13 protein-coding genes and 2 tRNA genes are annotated in these 17556 nt (G+C 68.3%); 7 read left to right on the top strand and 8 right to left on the bottom strand.

What is annotated here, in order from left to right; translation table 11 throughout:
• Positions 1-48: 48 nt before the first annotated feature.
• Both NC4_RS16640 and NC4_RS16645 read left to right on the top strand, forming a co-directional pair.
• Positions 49-618, top strand: coding sequence for an NADPH-dependent FMN reductase (locus NC4_RS16640; protein WP_067539830.1), 570 nt, complete (start codon positions 49-51; stop codon positions 616-618).
• Between the two features lie 89 nt (positions 619-707).
• Positions 708-3548 carry a helix-turn-helix transcriptional regulator gene (locus NC4_RS16645; RefSeq protein ID WP_067538889.1) on the top strand — a complete coding sequence of 947 codons (2841 nt, stop codon included), beginning with the start codon at positions 708-710 and terminating at the stop codon, positions 3546-3548.
• Between the two features lie 155 nt (positions 3549-3703).
• Here NC4_RS16645 and clpX read toward each other — a convergent pair whose 3' ends face one another.
• From clpX to NC4_RS16670, 5 genes are all read right to left on the bottom strand, one after another.
• Entirely contained in the window at positions 3704-4987 is a 1284-nt protein-coding gene (clpX, locus tag NC4_RS16650) for an ATP-dependent Clp protease ATP-binding subunit ClpX (RefSeq protein ID WP_067539833.1), read from the bottom strand.
• Between the two features lie 300 nt (positions 4988-5287).
• The gene (locus tag NC4_RS16655; RefSeq protein ID WP_174566860.1) at positions 5288-5905 is read right to left on the bottom strand and encodes an ATP-dependent Clp protease proteolytic subunit; all 618 of its coding nucleotides are present in this window, start codon (positions 5903-5905) and stop codon (positions 5288-5290) included.
• 100 nt (positions 5906-6005) lie between these two features.
• Positions 6006-6590 (bottom strand): ATP-dependent Clp protease proteolytic subunit, encoded by a 585-nt coding sequence (locus NC4_RS16660; RefSeq protein WP_067538893.1) that lies wholly within the window; start codon positions 6588-6590, stop codon positions 6006-6008.
• Between the two features lie 151 nt (positions 6591-6741).
• Entirely contained in the window at positions 6742-8151 is a 1410-nt protein-coding gene (tig, locus tag NC4_RS16665) for a trigger factor (RefSeq protein WP_067539836.1), read from the bottom strand.
• 187 nt (positions 8152-8338) lie between these two features.
• Positions 8339-8887, bottom strand: coding sequence for an FKBP-type peptidyl-prolyl cis-trans isomerase (locus tag NC4_RS16670; RefSeq protein WP_067538895.1), 549 nt, complete (start codon positions 8885-8887; stop codon positions 8339-8341).
• Between the two features lie 122 nt (positions 8888-9009).
• Here NC4_RS16670 and NC4_RS16675 point away from each other — a divergent pair, with 122 nt between their 5' ends.
• Together NC4_RS16675 and NC4_RS16680 are read left to right on the top strand one after the other, a co-directional pair.
• A complete protein-coding gene (locus NC4_RS16675) occupies positions 9010-10626 on the top strand; it encodes a 3' terminal RNA ribose 2'-O-methyltransferase Hen1 (RefSeq protein WP_067538898.1) in 1617 nt (538 codons plus the stop codon).
• Entirely contained in the window at positions 10626-13184 is a 2559-nt protein-coding gene (locus tag NC4_RS16680; RefSeq protein WP_067538901.1) for a polynucleotide kinase-phosphatase, read from the top strand. Before NC4_RS16675 ends, NC4_RS16680 begins: the two co-directional genes overlap by 1 nt.
• A 226-nt stretch (positions 13185-13410) precedes the next feature.
• Here the strand turns inward: NC4_RS16680 and NC4_RS16685 are convergent, their stop codons facing one another.
• Positions 13411-13908 carry an NUDIX hydrolase gene (locus tag NC4_RS16685; protein WP_067538904.1) on the bottom strand — a complete coding sequence of 166 codons (498 nt, stop codon included), beginning with the start codon at positions 13906-13908 and terminating at the stop codon, positions 13411-13413.
• Positions 13909-14137: 229 nt separating this feature from the next.
• Between NC4_RS16685 and NC4_RS16690 the strand changes: the two genes are divergently transcribed.
• Positions 14138-14920, top strand: coding sequence for a DUF8020 domain-containing protein (locus NC4_RS16690; protein ID WP_067538906.1), 783 nt, complete (start codon positions 14138-14140; stop codon positions 14918-14920).
• A gap of 145 nt (positions 14921-15065) precedes the next feature.
• Here NC4_RS16690 and NC4_RS16695 read toward each other — a convergent pair.
• A tRNA-Pro gene (locus NC4_RS16695) sits at positions 15066-15142 on the bottom strand.
• A 21-nt stretch (positions 15143-15163) separates the two neighbouring features.
• Positions 15164-15234, bottom strand: a tRNA-Gly gene (locus tag NC4_RS16700).
• Positions 15235-15630: 396 nt separating this feature from the next.
• On the opposite strand from NC4_RS16700, the gene NC4_RS16705 reads away from it, so the two are divergent.
• Entirely contained in the window at positions 15631-16632 is a 1002-nt protein-coding gene (locus tag NC4_RS16705; protein WP_084529330.1) for a GGDEF domain-containing protein, read from the top strand.
• An 81-nt stretch (positions 16633-16713) separates the two neighbouring features.
• The gene (locus NC4_RS16710) at positions 16714-17535 is read left to right on the top strand and encodes a DUF1542 domain-containing protein (protein ID WP_439957527.1); all 822 of its coding nucleotides are present in this window, start codon (positions 16714-16716) and stop codon (positions 17533-17535) included.
• Positions 17536-17556 lie beyond the last annotated feature (21 nt).

Raw genomic sequence — 17556 nt, forward strand, 5'->3', positions numbered from 1 at the left:
ATGCTAGGAATCGGGCAGCAAGAGTTCCGCCGTACCGAGGAGATCCCGATGTCCACCACCCCGCTGCGCCTGGCCGTCATTGTCGCCAGCACCCGCGAAGGACGCTTCGGCCCGACCGTCGCCAACTGGTTCACCGCCCGCGCCACCGAACACGACGGCTTCGACCTCGACGTCATCGATGTGGCCGACCACCCCCTGCCCGCCGTGCTCGGCTCCGATCCGGACCCCGCCCTGCACCCCCTGCGCGAGCGCCTGGCCGCCGCCGACGCCGTTGTCGTGGTCACCCCCGAGTACAACCACAGCTACCCGGCCTCCCTCAAAACCCTCATCGACTGGCACTACGAGGAATGGCGTCTCAAGCCCATCGGCTTCGTCTCCTACGGCGGCATGGCGGGCGGCCTGCGCGCCGTCGAACACCTCCGCCAGGTCTTCGCCGAACTCCACGCCGTCACCGTCCGCGACACCGTCAGCTTCCACATCGACTGGGACCGCTTCGACACCGACGGCAACGCCACCGACCCGGACAGCGCCATCGCCGCCAAAACCATGCTGGACCAACTCACCTGGTGGGCCCACACCCTCCGCGAAGGCCGCGCCGCCCGCCAATACACCCACTGAGTCCCGCCTACCTCGCTCCCCGATTCGGCCGGGCCCCCGGATTCGGGCGGCTGACCGCCGCGCCCGGGGTTTGATTAAAGTCGCTAACCGTGTTGTTCGGTCGTGGCGACGAGACCGCCCTCGTCGCAGAGTTGCTAGGGCGGTCCGTCGCGGGACAGGCGGCCACGCTGGTCATCCGGGGTGAGGCGGGGATCGGGAAGTCCAGGCTGCTGGAGCATGCGGCCGAGACGGCGACCGGGCACCGGCTGCTGCGGGTCACCGGAACCGAAGCCGAGAGCGCACTGCCTTTCGCCGGATTGCATGCGCTGCTGTCCCGAGCCCGTGATGGGATGGAGGTCCTGCCCGAGCAGCAGGCCGTTGCCTTACGCGCCGCACTCGACTCGGGCGGAACCGAACTACCCAACCCGTTCCTGGTGGGCGTGGCCGCACTGACGCTGCTCGCCCAAGTGGCCGAACAAGCTCCGCTGCTGTGCCTGATCGACGATGCCCAGTGGCTCGACCGCGCCACTCTCGACACCCTGCTGTTCGTGGCGCGCCGTCTCGACGCCGAGCCCATCGCGCTCGTCTTCGCCATCCGCGGCGACCATCTGCCCGAACTGCACGACCTGCCCGGCACCCAACTGGTGCTGCGCGGCCTCGACGACCAGGCCGCCGCGGCCCTGCTCGGCGAGCAGGGCGGCGCACTGCCACCCGCCACCGCCCACTGGCTGCTGCACGAATCCAACGGCAATCCCCTTGCGCTCCAAGTACTCCCCACCCTGCGTCGCGCCGAACAGATGTACGCCTCCCCGTTCAGCCGCGCCACGCCTACGCCACACCGCATCCAGCGCGCCTTCACCGACCGCATCCGCGCTTTACCCAGCGCCACACAGGATTTCCTGCTCATCGCCGCCGCCGACGACACCGCCGACCCCACGGTGATCCTCTCCGCCACCGCCCAGCTCGGTGCGCCGCACGCAGAACATGTCGCCGCTGCTGCCGAGGACGCTGCCCACTCCGGCGTGCTCCGGACGAGTGCCGGAGACGCCGCATTGTCGGTGGCGCGCGGCGAGGACGAGGGTGCGGCGCTGGATTGGACGGCGGCTCGCGCGGCGATGGAGACCGCTGAGCACGCGGAGTTGGTTCGGGTGCGGGATGGGCGGATCGTGTTCTCGCATCCGTTGATTCGGGCTGCGGCTTACGAAAGTGCCGGGGCTGGGCGGCGGCGGGAGGCGCATGGGGTGCTGGCGGCGCGATTGGTGGCGGCCGAGCATGTGGATCGGCGGGCTTGGCATTTGGCTGCTGCGGCGGATGCGCCCGATGAGGTGGTGGCTGCCGAACTGGAGGAGGCGGGGCGGAGGGCCGCGGCGCGGGGCGGGTTTGCCGAGGTGACGGCCGCGTATCGGCGGGCGGCCGATCTCACGCCGGATGCGGCGGCGCGGGGGCGGCGGCTGGCGGCGGCCGCGCGGGCCGCGGTCGATGCCGGGAATCTCGGCGCCGCAACCGAACTCGCGGAATGGGCGGCGGCGCTGATCGCGGCGCCGGTTGCGCTGGCGGAGCTGTCGCGGTTGCAGGCCGATATCGCGGTGGAGCAGGATCGGCCGCAGGCCGCTTACCAGATGCTCAGTACCGCGGCCACTTTCGTCGCGGCGGCCGATCCGGGGCTGGCGGGTCGACTGTTGTTCGATGCGGCGGACGCGGCATGGAGTGCGGGCGACCTGACCGCCGTGGCGCAGCTCGCGGCCCGCGCCGAGCGGACGGGGCTGCCCGGGGCCGATCGGTTGCAGGCCATGGCGGATCTGGTGGCGGGGCTCAACCCCGGGGCGGACGCCGACTTCCGGCGGTCGATCGCGGCGCTCCAATTCTTCATGAGCGATATCGCGCCCGATCAGTTGCGGGAGCGGGCGACCGTGGCGTTCTGGCATCTGCTGATCGCCGATATTCCCGCAGCCCGGGATCTTTCGGCCGCGCTCGCCGAGGACTGCCGGAGCACCGGAGCGATCGGGGTGCTCACCCGCGCCCTCATGATCCAGGCCCGCACGGATCTGCTGCTGGGCCTACTCACCGCGGCCCGTACGGCCGCCACGGAGGGCCTCCGGCTCGCCGCCGATACCGGCTACCGGGCCACCCACATCTACCAATCCACCACCCTCGCGCTCCTGGCCGCGATCCAGGGCGACGAAGCGGCGTGCCTGGAATTCACCGCCGAACCCCTCGCCCGCGATATCGCTCCGGGCAATGTGCACGCCAGAAACGCCCTGAGCCTGCTGGATCTGGGTGTCGGCCGCCCGGACGCCACCGTGGACCGGGTCACCGCCGTCCTGTCCGGAGCCAATCGCAGCGGCGCCATGGTGAGCATCCCGGACCTGGTCGAGGCTGCCCACCGCACCGATCGGCTCGCCGAGGCGCGCGAGCCCTTCGAGTGGTATCGCATCTGGGCCGCCCATATCGACCGGCCGTGGGTGCAGGCCGTCTCACACCGCTGCCGTGCCCTCCTGAGCCAGGACGACAGCGCCGAAACATATTTCGCCGAGGCTCTGCGCCTGCACAACACCGAAGCCGACTTCGTTTTCGACCGCGCCCGCACCGAACTCCTCTACGGCGAATGGCTGCGCCGCCACCAGCGCCGCGCCGAGGCCCGCCCGCATCTGCGCACCGCCGCGGAAACCTTCGCCCGCCTGGGCGCGACACCCTGGGCCGAACGCGCCGAGGGCGAACTCCGCGCCACCGGCGAAACCCGCGCCACCGCCGCCCCCGTGGACGTCCTGAGCCGCCTCACCCCAAAGGAACTACAGACCGCCCAGTTGGCGGCAACCGGCCTGTCCAACAAGGACATCGGCGCACAGCTGTTCCTGAGCCCTCGCACCGTCGGCTACCACCTGTCGAATGCCTACCCCAAACTCGGCATCACCTCACGCCGCGAACTGGTCACCCTGTTCCAGCGCCAGTGAGGCGACAGCCGTCGCGCGCGGACATCCTTGACGGGCAGCCGGGCGTGGCACTGCTCCCTCGCCGACGCCCGGGCGGCGACACACCGTCCGGCGCAGGCCGAAACGGCAACGGCCCCGCGATTTCTCGCGGGGCCGTTGTTCGTGAGGCTTGTGGACTACGCCGACTTCTCGCGACGCTCCGGGCCGGACTGGCGCTTGCGCGGCACGATGGTCGGGAGGACGTTGTTATTGACCGTGTCCTCGGTGACGACGACCTTGGCCACGTCATCGCGGCTGGGGATGTCGTACATGACCGGGAGGAGGACCTCCTCCATGATGGCGCGCAGGCCGCGGGCTCCGGTACCGCGCAGGATGGCCTGATCGGCAACGGCTTCCAGGGCGTCCTGGGTGAATTCCAGATCCACGCCGTCCATTTCGAACAGGCGCACGTACTGCTTCACCAGCGCGTTCTTCGGCTCGGCCAGAATGCGGACCAGGGATTCCTTGTCCAGGTTGGTGACCGAGGCGACGATGGGGAGGCGGCCGATGAACTCCGGAATCAGACCGAACTTGATCAGATCCTCGGGCATGACATCGGCGAAGTGATCGGCGGTGTCGATCTCGACCTTGGAGCGGACCTCCGCGCCGAAACCGATGCCGCGCTTGCCGACTCGATCCTGCACGATCTTCTCCAGCCCGGCGAACGCACCGGCGACGATGAACAGGACGTTCGTCGTATCGATCTGGATGAATTCCTGATGCGGATGCTTGCGGCCGCCCTGCGGGGGCACCGACGCCTGCGTGCCTTCCAGGATCTTCAGCAGCGCCTGCTGCACGCCCTCACCGGAGACGTCTCTGGTGATGGACGGGTTCTCCGACTTGCGGGCGATCTTGTCGACCTCGTCGATGTAGATGATGCCGGTCTCGGCGCGCTTGACGTCGTAATCGGCGGCCTGGATGAGCTTCAGCAGAATGTTCTCGACATCCTCGCCGACATATCCGGCCTCGGTGAGCGCGGTGGCGTCGGCAATGGCGAACGGCACGTTCAGCATCTTGGCCAGCGTCTGCGCCAGATAGGTCTTACCGCAACCGGTGGGGCCGAGCATGAGGATGTTGGACTTCATCAACTCGACGGCTTCGCCACGGGAATCGCGGCCCTTGTCACCGGCCTGAATTCGCTTGTAGTGGTTGTACACAGCCACGGCGAGCGTGCGCTTCGCGGCATCCTGCCCGATCACGTACTGCTCGAGAAAATCGCGGATTTCCGCGGGCTTGGGCAACTCGTCGAGTTTGACCTCGCTCGATTCGGCGAGCTCCTCCTCGATGATCTCGTTGCACAGATCGATGCACTCGTCGCAGATGTACACCCCCGGTCCCGCAATGAGCTTCTTGACCTGCTTCTGGCTCTTTCCGCAGAACGAGCACTTGAGCAGATCGCCGCCATCACCGATGCGCGCCATCTCCTGGGTCCCTACTTCCTTGTCCGCGTGCAACCGTCTGTCCCCGGTTGTCGGCGAAGTGCCTTCTTCGAGCGTAAGCCGTGACCCCCTGTGAGCGGATCCGGCGATGTGGCCAATTTTCACCACAGGGCTGTGTTTCCAAAAGGCAGAGCCGACAACCACGAGCAAAGGTCCCTAGAGTGACCGTACCCGCTTCCCGCGACCGAGGTCGACAACTTGGGCACGTTTCTCACCGGACATGTGTGTGGCCTCACCCCTGCCCGGGTGGCGAGGACGGACCCGCCCCGCCACCCGTAGCCCTCACTTCTGGGCGCTGAGCTTGCGGTACTCGAATACCGTATCGATGATCCCGTATTCCTTCGCCTCATCGGCGGTGAGGATCTTGTCGCGATCGGTGTCCTTGCGGATCGTGTCCGCATCTTTACCGGTGTGGCGAGCCAGCGTGGTCTCCATGAGACGACGCATGCGCTCGATTTCCGCGGCCTGGATCTCGAGGTCGGAGACCTGGCCCTGGATACCACCCGAGGTGGACGGCTGATGGATCAGCACGCGGGCGTTGGGCAGGCAGGCGCGCTTGCCGGGGGCGCCCGCGGCCAGCAGCACGGCGGCGGCGGAAGCGGCCTGACCCAGGCAGACGGTCGCGACATCGGCGCGCACGTACTGCATGGTGTCGTAGATGGCCATCAGCGCGGTGAACGAGCCACCGGGCGAGTTGATGTACATGGTGATGTCACGGTCGGGATCAAGCGACTCCAGCACCAGCAGCTGCGCCATGATGTCATTGGCCGAGGTGTCGTCCACCGTCGCGCCGAGGAAGATGATGCGCTCCTCGAACAGCTTGTTGTACGGGTTGGACTCCTTGACACCGAAGCTGGAGTGCTCGATGAACGAGGGCAGGATGTACCGCGACTGCGGCATCTGGGCGGCCGACCCGGCTGCGGCGAAGGTGATGCCCGCGGACCGCGGGTCGATCAGGTTCGACATGTGCGTCTCCAAAAAGTCTGGTGGATGGGCGTGATCAGTTGGCGCCGTTGGCCTGGCGCGCGTGCGTGATCACGTGGTCGATGAACCCGTACTCGAGCGCTTCCGTCGGGGTGAACCAGCGGTCGCGGTCGGCGTCCTGGGTGACCTGCTCCACGGACTGGCCGGTGTGCAGCGCCTGGAGTTCGTTCAGTTCGCGCTTGGTGTAGGCGAACTGCTCGGCCTGGATGGCGATATCGGCCGCGGAGCCGCCGATACCGGCGGACGGCTGGTGCATCATGATCCGCGAGTGCGGCAGCGCGTAGCGCTTGCCCTTGGTACCCGCGGCGAGCAGGAACTGACCCATGGACGCGGCCAGGCCCATGCCGTAGGTCGCGATATCGCACTCGGCGAACTGCATGGTGTCGTAGATGGCCATGCCCGCGGTCACCGAACCGCCCGGGGAGTTGATGTAGAGCGCGATGTCCTTGGTCGGATCCTCGGCCGTCAGCAGGAGAATCTGCGCGCACAGCTTATTGGCGATGTCGTCGTCGACCTGGCTGCCCAGGAAGATGATCCGGTTGCGCAACAGGCGCTCGTAGACCGAGTCACCGAGGTTCAGACCAGCAGTCTCGGATGCCATGCGCACCCCTGCCTGATTGATTGTCACGGATACCTGCCCTCTCTCACCGGCTCGGTCCCACCAAGCCCCTACTGATTCGCTGACACAAACCCTAACGAAACAGGGCGGCACCGAACTCCCGGTACCGCCCTGCTTCGCTCACAGCGCAAACTTACTTGGCCTCGGCCTCGGCGGTATCGGCGACCTCGGCGAGCTCCTCGGCGGAAACCTCTTCGGCCTCCGCGGCCGGGTTGCCGAACATTTCCGCGGTGTCGACGGCATTGCCCGCGGTGTCGGTGACGGCGGCCTGGACGACCACACCGGCGAGGGCCTTACCGCGACGCACATCGGCGAAGACGGCGCCCAACTGACCGGCCTGCTGGATCTGCTGGATGAACTGATCGGGCGACATGCCGTAGCGCTGCGCCTGGAAGATGATCCGCTCGTACAGCTCGTCCTGGCCGACCTGAGTGTTCTCCTGCTCGGCGACGGCGTCGAGCAGCAGCTGGGTCTTGACCAACTTCTCGGCCGACTCCTGGGTGTCCTTGTTGAACTCCTCCAGCGAGGAGCCCTGGGCCTCGAGAGCCTCGGCCAGCTTGGCCTCGTCGTGATCGAAACCGTGGACGGCGTCGTGCTTGACGGCGTCGTGCTTGACGGCGTCGACCTCGGCCTGCACGACCTTCTCCGGCAGCGGGATCTCGACGGTCTCGAGCAGGGCCTCGAGCACCTTGTCGCGGATCTGACCGGCCTGCTCGACCTTCTTGACGCGCTCGACGCGCGACTTCAGATCGGTCTTCAGCTCGTCGATAGTGTCGAATTCGCTTGCCAGCTGGGCGAACTCGTCATCGGCCTCGGGCAGCTCGCGCTCCTTGACCGACTGCACGGTCACGGTGATGACGGCTTCCTTGCCCGCGTGCTCGCCCGCGACCAGCTTGGAGGTGAAGTCCTTGGACTCCTCCGCCTTCAGGCCGATCAGGGTCTCGTCCAGGCCCTCGATGAGCTGGCCGGAGCCGACCTCGTGGGACAGGCCGGTGGTGGAGGCCTCTTCGACCTCGACGCCGTCGACGGTGGCCGACAGGTCGATGGAGACGAAGTCGCCGTTCTCGATGGCGCGCTCGACGGCGGTCAGGGTGCCGAAGCGCTGCCGCAGCGAGGTCAGCTGCTCCTCGATATCGGCATCGGTGATCTCGATCGGGTCGACGGTCACCTTGATATCGCCGAAGGCGGGCAGGGTGACGTCGGGGCGGATGTCGACCTCGGCGGTGAAGGCCAGCTCCTGGCCGTCCTCGATCTTGGTGATCTCGATCTCCGGCTGGCCCAGGACCTTCACCTCGGTGGCGATGACGGCCTCGCTGTAGCGCTTGGGCAGCACGTCGTTGACGACCTGCTCCAGCACGGCGCCGCGACCCAGGCGGGCCTCGAGGAGCTTGGCCGGGGCCTTGCCCGGACGGAAGCCCGGAATCCGAACCTGCTGCGCAAGCGCCTTGTAGGCCTTGTCGAAGTCCGGCTTCAGCTCCTCGAAGGGCACCTCGACGTTAATCCGGACCCGGGTCGGGCTCAGCTGCTCGACGGTGCTCTTCACGGACATGCTCCTTGTTCGTAGTTCATGGTTGACGGCTAGTTCCCCCCTAACGCATCCCGACCAGGTTAGTTGACGGGTTGCGGACACCGGTAACCGGTCATGGCAGTGGGGAACGCGGCGGCTGACGCACTGCTCAGCCGCCCTGGTACAGCGCTTACGGATCCGGCCGGACGGTCCGGAGATCCAGCTAACCGACCTTGACGGCGTCGGTGACGAAGACCAGCGTCTCGTTCGGCTTGATGCCATTGCCGCCCGCGCCGTAGCCGAGGTCCGGCGGCACGATCAGCAGTCGCCGCGCACCCTCCTGGACGCCGATCAGGCCCTGATCCCAGCCCTCGATGACCTGGCCCGCGCCCAGCTTCAGCGGGAAGGGCTTACCGCGGTCGAACGAGCTGTCCAGCTTCTTCTTGTCCGACCAGGTGACCAGGCTGTAGTTCATGGTCAGCTGCTGCCCGGCCGCCGCGCCCGGCCCGCTGCCCGCGACCAGATCCTTGACGATGAGCTGCTTGGGCGGATCGCAGTCGTCCGGAATGGTGATCTTCGGGTTCTCGCCGAAGCCGCCGTCGACCTTGATGTCCTCGGCGGTGCACTCGCGGCCCTTGCTCTGGGCGGCGGCCGAGGTCGTGGTCCTGGCCGAGGTGGTGGTGTCCGACGCCGAGGTGTCGTCACCGCCGCCGCAGCCCGCCAGTACCAGCGCTGCCGCCGCGATCGTGCCGATTGTGCCTGCCAAGCGCATTCCCGCTCCTCACCGAGTCCCGGACTGCCGCAGGGTGCGGCACCGCGCCGAACCTACACGTGTCGGGGTGCGAGGTTGGGAATTGGGTTGCGGTGCTGGGCCGATGCCGTGAATCTGGGCTGATGCTGTTGACGATCACCTGTACCCGTCCGGAGGGGGCCGCCTGGGTGGCCTCCGATCTGGGGTTTCTGCTGCACAAGAACCCCGCGCGGATACAGGGATTCGAGCAGTCCTACGGCACGGCGCGGGTGCTCTACCCCGAGGCCGGGGACGAGCGCTGCACCGCGGCCCTGCTGCTGGCGATCGACCCGGTCCGGCTGGTGCGCGGAAAGCCCAAGAGCGCACCGGAATTCAGCCTCGGCCAGTATGTGAACGACCGTCCCTACGCCGCCTCGTCGCTGCTGTCGGTGGCCATCTCGACCGTCTTCGGCACCGCGCTGCACGGGCGTTGCAACGCGCGCCCGGAACTCGCCGAAACCGCCTTGCCGCTGCGCATCGAACTGCCCGCCGTGCCGTGCAAGGGCGGGCCGGAACAGGTGGTGAAGATCTTCGAACCGCTCGGCTGGACGGTCACCGCCACTCCCCTGCCCCTGGATCCGGCATTCCCCGACTGGGGCGAATCCCATTACGTCCGTTTGGAACTCACGGGCGTCATGCGCCTGTCCGAGGCCCTCTCGCACCTCTACGTGCTGCTCCCCGTCCTCGACGGCAGCAAACACTATTGGCTCGACACCGCCGAGATCGACAAACTCCTGCGCTTCGGCGAAGGCTGGCTCGCCGTACACCCCGAGCGCGCCTGGATCGCACGCCGCTACCTGGCGCGCCGCCATTCCCTGGTCCAGGCCGCCCTGGCCCGGCTGGCCGAGCTGGATGACGCGGAGCCGGAGGAATTGGGCATCGTCGACGACGACGCCCTGGAGCAGACCGATGACCTGCCGAGCGCCTCCGACGCGGCACTGCTGGCCACCGACGCGAAACAGCCCGCAGCCGTTGCCACTCCGGTACAGGGCGAGGAGGCCGGGCGGCGGACCGGCGGTGAGGCGATGGGCAGCGGCCTCGACTCGGAGACACATGGCGCACCGGCTGGCGCCGAGCCCGGGTCGGGTGAGCGCGCGCCGTCGCTGGCGGTGCTGCGCCGTGCGGCTGTGCTGCGGGCGCTGCGTGAGGTGGGTGCGAACCGGGTGCTGGACCTCGGGTGTGGCGAAGGAGCGCTGCTGCGGGAGTTGGTGGCGGAGAGCAGCTTTACCGAGATCGTGGGCGTTGATGTGTCGATGCGGTCGCTGCATATCGCGAAACGGCGACTGCGGCGATTGCCGGAGTGGCAGGCGCGGCGGGTCACCGTCCGGCAGGGGGCGCTGACGTATACCGATGCGTCGCTGCGCTGGTATGACGCGGCGGTGCTCGTGGAGGTGATCGAGCACGTGGACGAGCCGCGATTGCGGGCGCTCGGGCATGCGGTGTTCGGGGCGGCGGCCCCCGGAGCGGTGATCGTGACGACGCCGAACGGGGAGTACAACTCGCTCTACGAGGGCATGACGCCGGGTGCGTTCCGGCATGCGGATCACCGGTTCGAGTGGAGCCGTGCGGAGTTCACCCGGTGGGCGGAATCGGTCTGTGAGAAGTTCGGGTACGCGGTGCGCTTCGAGCCGGTCGGGCCGGTGCATGCCGAGCTCGGGGCGTCCACGCAGATGGCCGTGTTCACCAAGACGGTGAGCGGCGCGGAGAAGGGGGTGGCGTAATGGCCGAGTTGTTGGTTCCGGAGTTGTCGCTGGTGGTGCTGGTCGACAGCACCGGGTCGGGGAAGTCGACGTTCGCGCGCAAGCATTTCCGGTCGACGGCCATCGTGTCCTCGGATGCGTGCCGCGGGATCGTGAGCGATGACGAGAACGATCAGGCGGCGACGCCGGAGGCGTTCGCGCTGCTGCATCACATTGCGGGGGTGCGATTGCGGCGCGGGCTGCGCACGGTCGTGGATGCCACCAATGTGCAGCCGAAGGCGCGGCAGGCGCTCATCGAGCTGACGCGCGACCATGACGTGCTGCCGGTGGCCATCGTGCTGGATGTGCCGGACCGGGTGTGTGTGGAGCGCAATGCGAATCGTCCCGATCGGGCCGATCTGGGTCCGCACGTGATCCCCCGGCAGCAGCGGGATTTGCGGCGCAGTCTGAAATTCCTGGAGCGCGAGGGTTTCCGGAAGGTACACGTGCTGCGCGGGGTCGAGGAGATCGATGCGGCGACCATCGTGGACGAGCGGCTGTGGAACGACAAGCGCGAGCTCACCGGGCCGTTCGATGTGATCGGCGATGTGCACGGCTGCCGGTCCGAACTGGAGACGCTGCTGGGTGAACTCGGGTACGCGCTCAGCCGCGACGGTGCGGGGCGGCCGGTGGACGCCCGGCATCCGGATGGCCGGACCGCGGTGTTCGTCGGCGATCTGGTCGATCGCGGTCCCGACACCCCGGGCGTGCTGCGTCTGGTCATGGGCATGGTGGCATCCGGAAACACCTTGTGCGTCACCGGAAATCACGAGTTCAAGCTGGTGCGCGCCCTGGACGGCCGCAAGGTGAAGGTGGCCCACGGGCTGGCCGAATCCCTCGCGCAGCTGGAACTCGAAGACGCCGACTTCCGCAAGACCGCCCACGAGTTCATGCGCGGCCTGGTCAGCCACTACGTGCTCGACGGCGGCAAGCTCGTGGTCGCGCACGCCGGTCTCAAGGAGGAGTACCACGGGCGCGCCTCCGGGCGGGTGCGGTCCTTCGCCATGTACGGCGAAACCACCGGGGAGACCGACGAATACGGCCTGCCGGTGCGCTACCCCTGGGCCGACGACTATCGCGGCCGCGCCCTGGTGCTCTACGGCCACACGCCCATGGCCGAGCTGTCCTGGGTGAACAACACGCTGTGCCTGGACACCGGCGTGGTGTTCGGCGGCAAGCTCACCGCCCTGCGCTATCCGGAGAAGGAACCGGTTTCCGTTCCGGCCGAACAGGTCTGGTACGAGCCCGCGCGCCCGTTGCAGTCCGCCGCACCGCAGCGCGATCCGGGCGTCCTCGACCTCGAGGATGTCATCGGCCGCCGCGTGGTGGAAACCCGCCATCTCGGCCGGGTCGGCGTCCAGGAGGATTCGGCCGCCGCGGCGCTCGAGGTCATGAGTCGCTTCGCCACCGACCCGCGCTGGCTGATCTACCTGCCGCCCACCATGTCGCCGTGTGCCACCTCGGCACTGGACGGCTATCTCGAGCACCCCGCGCAGGCCTTCGAGTACTACCGCGCCGAGGGGGTGACGACCGTGGTGTGCGAGGAGAAGCACATGGGCTCGCGCGCCATCGTGGTGCTCGCCCGCTCGGCCGAGGCCGCGCGCACCCGCTTCGGCATCGAGGACGGCAGCACCGGCGCGCTCTACACCCGCACCGGCCGCCCCTTCTTCGACGACACCGCCCAGACCGAGACCTTGCTGTCCCGCGTCCGCGCCGCCGCCGAAAAGGCCGGTCTCTTCGAGGAACTCGGCACCGACTGGCTGCTGTTCGACACCGAGCTCATGCCCTGGTCGGCCAAGGCCATGGGCCTGCTGCGCAACCAGTACGCCGCTGTCGGCGCGGCCGCCCGCGCCTCGCTCGACGCCACCTCGCAGGTACTGGCCGCCGTAGCCGAACGCGGCCTGGACGTCACCGAACTCGCCGACCACACCGCGGCCCGCCACGCCGACGCCGCGGCCTTCACCGCCGCCTACGGCCGCTACTGCTGGCCCACCGACGGCCTGGACGGCATCCGCCTGGCCCCGTTCCAACTGCTGGCCGCCCAGGGCGCGAACTACGCCGTCCGCGAACACAACTGGCACCTGGAACGCATCGACCGCCTGGTCACCTCCGACCCGGACCTGTTCACCCGCACCGACCGCCGCCTGGTCGACCTCACCGATCCGGACAGCGAGGCCGCGGCGACCACCTGGTGGACCGATATGACCGCCGCGGGCGGCGAGGGTATGGTCGTGAAACCCCTCGACTCCCTGGTCGCGGGCGCCGCCACCCGCAGCGCCCGCCCGGTCCAGCCGGGCGTGAAATGCCGTGGCCCGGAATACCTCCGGATCATCTACGGCCCGGAATACCTACGCCCGGCCAACCTGCACCGCCTCCGCCAGCGCGGCCTGGGCGCCAAACGCTCCCTGGCTCTGCGTGAATACGCCCTGGGCCTGGAAGCCTTGGACCGCTTCACCACCGGCGAGCCCCTCTGGCGCGTCCACGAAGCCGTCTTCGCCGTCCTGGCCCTGGAAACCGAGCCCGTCGACCCCCGCCTGTGATTCGGTCTGGTCAGCGGACCGGACCGACGAGCGGTGACCGCGGCCCCAGGCCCGGTCACCGCTCCGTGCAGCTGCCGCCCGCCATACCCTCATCAGCCTGTGCGACGGTCACGAAAGAGCGCCGAGTCCAGCGACACGAAAGAGCGCTGGGCACAGTGGCACGAAAGTCCGCGGGTCCAGTCGGCGCGGAGGTGGACTGGGCGCGGCGGCGCTCGGATTGGGCCAGCTATTCCCGCGGCGTGAGTGTTGTTCCCGTGAGGTGGTCGGTCAGCCGGTCCAGGAAGGCGCGCTGGCCTTTGCCGAGCTTCTCGTAGGCGAGGTCCGGGGCGAACCAGTCGGCGCGGTCGATTTCGGGGAACTGCTGGATGCGGCCGGAGAGGGGTGGCCATTCCATGTCGAAGTGGCCGGGAACGACCTGGGTCGGGTCGAGGTCGCCCTCGACGGCCCAGACGGTGACCTGCTTCTTGCCGCGGCCGCTGCCGTATTCGACATCGCCGAGGGGAGTCCAGTCGCCGTCGGGGACCGGGAGGCCGAGTTCCTCGGTGAACTCGCGGGCGGCGGCGGCCCGCGGATCCTCTTCGGCGGGTTCGTATTCACCCTTGGGGATGGACCAGGCGGCGGCGTCCTTCTTCGCCCAGAGTGGACCGCCCATATGGCCGAGGAGGACTTCCAGGCCGGATGTGCGGCGATAGAGCAGGACTCCCGCGCTGTACCTGAGACTCATGGACGCAGTCTGCCGTGTTCGGGACGCACGGGTGTGGTCGGGGCGTTAGAGTGAGCGGCAGCGCGGCGAACCGGTCGGCCGGATAAGTTATCGATCACGACCGAATAATTTTCGTCCGTTTTCGCGCGCCCGAAACTCTTTCGCTATCTGCGTCTTCCACTAGGCTGCCAGGTTGGACCCTCCGAGGGGTTGGGGACGTTTCCACACCTGATGACGGATTGGATAACGCATGGAGTTCCGCAGCGCCACCGCGGCCGCAGCGTTGGTGATCGGCGCGCTCACCGTGGCAACCGGTTCGGCAAACGCCGAGCCCACACCGCAAGAGCACATCACCTATTCGACCAAGCTGGTGGACAAGGCGGTCGTCACCACCCTCGAGGGCGGCACCTTCGCACTCTCGCGGGCCCTCGACAGCCAGCTGGAGGCCGGGGGCGGCGAACGGCTCGTCGAAAAGGACGGCGTCCTGCTCGCCCCGGACGGCACCCCCGCCGATCCGGCCGCCGTGGTGGACGTGGTCGATGTCAAGGACGGCGAGGGCAATATCCTGCTCACCCTCCCCCTGGATTTCCGTCTGGGCCCCATCGCCATCCCGGTCAAGTCCGAGGTCGACAAGGACGCCACCGTCCTGTCCCTCACCCCCGACAAGCCCGCCGGGGTCGATCTCACTCAGCCCCTGGCCGTGAAACCCGTTGCCTCGCAGCTGGAGAACCAGCGCGCCCTCAACGACTTCACCACCCAGTTCGGCCTGGCCACCAGCATCGGCGGTTTCGTCGGCACCGCTATTGGCGCCACCATCGGCTGTATCGCCACCCTGGTGGCGGGCTGCATCCCCGGCCTCACCACCGGCGCCACCGCGGGCGGCATCATCGGCACCATCGCCGTGGGCGGCCCCACCCTCATCGCCTCCGGTATCGACCTGCTCACCACCATGAACGCCGCCGACGGCACCACCAAGTGGGCCGACAAGCCGAAGGTCACCACCCAGGCCCCCCAGCCCGAACAGCCGAAGTAGCGCCCACCCCACACGAGAACCGCCGCCCAACGGGGCGGCGGTGACTTCTGGATACCCGAGAGCCTCGGCGATCACATTGTCGCCGAGGCATTCCGGCGACCGCCCACTCGGGCGCTGACGCGCGATACGGACAAGAATCGAAAGATGGTCGGGGTGACAGGATTTGAACCTGCGACCCTCCGCTCCCAAAGCGGATGCGCTACCAAGCTGCGCTACACCCCGTCAGACATCCCGAGGGACAAGAGCGGGTGACGGGAATCGAACCCGCACCATCAGCTTGGAAGGCTGAGGTTCTACCATTGAACTACACCCGCAGGCCGCACATCGGACGCTGCCGATGCCGCATGCGTTGAGCACTGTACCGAACCTCACTCGCGGAATGCCAATCGGGCCCTGTTCTCCCATGTCGGTGCCGGTCAGGCGGGCGCGGCGGCGCGGCGTGGGGGACGCGCGGAAATTGGTTGTAACACCGCCGAGATCTCAGCGACCAACCATCCGATCGCCATTCGCGAGGTTACGGGAACCTGTTCTGAATCAGGGGTTTTCGAAGCCGGGTGGCTTGCTAGGATCCTTTTTGTCCGGACGGGGGTATCTGGAAAGGGGGCGGTGAGCATGCACCAGTGGTGTAGCCGACCGCGAGGCAGTGAGTTCCAGCCGAAGGGCGCGACCGGCGCTGCCGGCACCGACACCACGTGCGCGGGGTGATCGGCATGCCGGTGCGACTGGATATCCGAACCTCGGCCGTGGTCGCGGCCACCGTCCGGGAGTGGGTGCGCGCGGTGCATCCGGCCTGGAACGGCGACGGACCCGAACTGACTCCCGACGAGCTCGAAACCATCTTCAATCACATTATCGACGAGCTGCTGGAATTGGCTGGGAACGAACCGTTCCCGGTGCCCGCCGCCCGCGCCGTCGGCCGCAAGCTGGCCGAATCACCGTTCGACCGGACCCGCATGCTGGCCCCCGCCAGCCGCGCGCTGCTGGGCCTGGCGCCCGGCGATCCGGGCTCGCTCATCGCCACCCGCTGGCCGTTCGTCGCCAGTCAGGCCATCGACAGCTACGCCGAGGCGCTGCAGCAGCGGGCCCTGGCGCAGCAGGAGCGTAGCCTGTCCGAGGCGGTCTCGGTGCGGGTGCAGGAGATTGCGGCGCTGCAGACCCGGCTGCGGCACGAGGCCACCCATGACGCGCTCACCGATCTGGCGAACCGGTCGCTGCTGCAGGAGCGGGTGCGGATGATGTCGACCGATCCCGCGCGCGGGGTGGGGCTGATGCTCATCGATCTCGACGATTTCAAGGCGATCAATGACGGCTACGGCCATTCGGTCGGCGATGAAGTGCTGGTCACCATTGCCCAGCGGCTGCGCTCGACCTGCCCGCCGGAGACGGTGATCTCCCGCTACGGCGGCGACGAGTTCGTGGTCGCGCTACCCGCCCGGCGCAATATGCTCGGCGAACTGGCCATGCGCGTACTGGCGGCGCTGTGCGAACCGGTGCCGACGGCGGCCGGTCCGGTGCCTGCCTCGGCCAGCGTCGGCACCGCCTTCTGCCCGCCCGGCCGGGATTGCGATTTCTCGGATCTGCTGCGCAGCGCCGATCGCGCCATGTACTCGGCGAAATCGGCGGGCAAACGACAGTTCGCGGTGTCGGAGTTCGATGCCGAGGAGGTCGATGCGCGGGGGCGAGATTCCCGCTTCGCGGCGGTCGCCGGATGAGGGCAGCATAGAGCAATTCGTCAGCAAACTACGCCGCGTAGGCTGGTCGGCGTGGCTACGGTAGTCGTTCTGCTCATTGTGATGGTGGTCGTGGCGGTGGCGGTGCTGGCCGTCGGCCGGGTGCAGCGCTCGCGCGCCGATACGCGGCTCGCGGATGCGAAAGCCGATGCGCGGCGGGTGATCGAGCGCCTCGGCGGGCAGGTCTACAACCTGACCGGCACCGACGATCCGTCCAAACAAGCCCTCGCCGATGCCGCCGAGCGCTTCACCGCCGCGGGGTCGCAGATCGAACAGGCGCAGACCCCCGCGCAGGCGCGACTGGCCAAAGAGACTGCGCTGGAGGGCCTCTACTACGTGCGGGCGGCCCGCACCGCCATGCGCATGGACCCGGGTCCCGCCGTTCCCGAACTCGACGGGCAACGCGGCGCGGGCCGGGTGACCGAGGATCGCGTCGTGAACTACGACGGGCGCAGCATCGAAGCCTCGCCGACGCCGACCTCGCGCACGCCCAACTACTATCCGGGCGGCCGGGTGGCCGGACGCCCTGTACCGGCCGGTTGGTACTCCGAACCCTGGTGGAAGACGGCACTCGTCGCGGGCGCCTGGGGCGTCGGCTCGGTCCTGCTGTTCGACGCGCTCTTCAGCGGTATGGCCGGAGTCGGCTACGACGCCGCCGCTTTCGAGAACGGTTACGGCGACGGCTTCCAGGCGGGCCTCGACGCCGGTAGCGGCGGCTACGACGGTACGGATCCGGGCTACGACCCCGGCTCCGACGCGGGCGGCAACGATCCCGGCTACGCCGACGCCGGATACGATCCCGGCTACACCGATTCGGGAACCGACTTCGGCGGCAGCGATTTCGGCGGATTCGACGGCGGCGGCGACTTCGGCGGCGGATTCTGAGGCATCGATTCGGTTCGGCCT

The organism is Nocardia crassostreae (genome assembly GCF_001613405.1).
Lineage (GTDB): Bacteria > Actinomycetota > Actinomycetes > Mycobacteriales > Mycobacteriaceae > Nocardia > Nocardia crassostreae.

Bases quoted from the DNA above. Each gene is read 5' to 3' on its own strand.
- NC4_RS16640 (WP_067539830.1), top strand. From the start codon at position 49: ATGTCCACCACCCCGCTGCGCCTGGCCGTCATTGTCGCCAGCACCCGC.
- clpX (WP_067539833.1), bottom strand. From the start codon at position 4,987: ATGGCGCGCATCGGTGATGGCGGCGATCTGCTCAAGTGCTCGTTCTGC.
- NC4_RS16655 (WP_174566860.1), bottom strand. From the start codon at position 5,905: ATGCCGCAGTCGCGGTACATCCTGCCCTCGTTCATCGAGCACTCCAGC.
- NC4_RS16660 (WP_067538893.1), bottom strand. From the start codon at position 6,590: ATGGCATCCGAGACTGCTGGTCTGAACCTCGGTGACTCGGTCTACGAG.
- NC4_RS16670 (WP_067538895.1), bottom strand. From the start codon at position 8,887: ATGCGCTTGGCAGGCACAATCGGCACGATCGCGGCGGCAGCGCTGGTA.
- NC4_RS16675 (WP_067538898.1), top strand. From the start codon at position 9,010: ATGCTGTTGACGATCACCTGTACCCGTCCGGAGGGGGCCGCCTGGGTG.
- NC4_RS16680 (WP_067538901.1), top strand. From the start codon at position 10,626: ATGGCCGAGTTGTTGGTTCCGGAGTTGTCGCTGGTGGTGCTGGTCGAC.
- NC4_RS16685 (WP_067538904.1), bottom strand. From the start codon at position 13,908: ATGAGTCTCAGGTACAGCGCGGGAGTCCTGCTCTATCGCCGCACATCC.
- NC4_RS16690 (WP_067538906.1), top strand. From the start codon at position 14,138: ATGGAGTTCCGCAGCGCCACCGCGGCCGCAGCGTTGGTGATCGGCGCG.
- NC4_RS16705 (WP_084529330.1), top strand. From the start codon at position 15,631: ATGCCGGTGCGACTGGATATCCGAACCTCGGCCGTGGTCGCGGCCACC.
- NC4_RS16710 (WP_439957527.1), top strand. From the start codon at position 16,714: ATGGTGGTCGTGGCGGTGGCGGTGCTGGCCGTCGGCCGGGTGCAGCGC.